This is a genomic window from Vibrio sp. Y176 (genome assembly GCF_033438945.1).
The window spans coordinates 1-567 of sequence record NZ_JAWOQS010000923.1 but is presented as its reverse complement, the minus strand read 5'-3'; the positions used below and the strand labels follow the sequence as shown (position 1 = coordinate 567).

Annotated in this window: 1 protein-coding gene; it reads left to right on the top strand. The window is 46.4% G+C overall.

All coding sequences use genetic code 11. The features are described from left to right. On the top strand, window positions 1-514 hold a 514-nt coding region (locus tag R7O13_RS29425), incomplete at its 5' end, for an ABC transporter permease (RefSeq protein WP_318305534.1). Window positions 515-567: the final 53 nt, after the last annotated feature.

The following is a 567-nucleotide window of genomic DNA, read 5'->3' as shown; positions in this document are numbered from 1 at the left end:
GCTTGTATGTGGCTTGTTTCCATTACTAATTGCGATCACCGCTGGCTTGGTGCGCCCTACTCCGCTTTACAATGCGCAATATATGATCCCATTGGCAGGCATGCTGTTAGGCAATAGTCTGAGCAGTAATATCATCGCGCTACAAAACTTATTCTCTGCTTTTGAAGAGCGTAAATCTGAGTACGAAGCTGCTATCTCACTGGGTGCCGCCCCTAAATACGCTTCCTTTCCTTTCGTTCAGGAGGCTCTGAGAAAATCGTTAGCGCCAACGCTAGCCTCAATGACCACGATGGGCCTTGTCACACTTCCTGGTATGATGACGGGGCAAATCCTAGGGGGCGCAAGCCCATTGGTTGCCATAAAATATCAACTGGTCATCATGCTAGCTATTTTTGTCATGATGAGCGTCTCTGTTGCCATCACACTTGAAATGACATTGAGCTTTGTACAAACAAAAGAAGGCCGTGTTACGGTCAAAGTACGCCCAGTTGATGGAATGAAGCGAGGTCAGTAATTGGCCCCATAACCCCCTAATTTTATGAAATTTTCTGGATCTTCAGAGATACT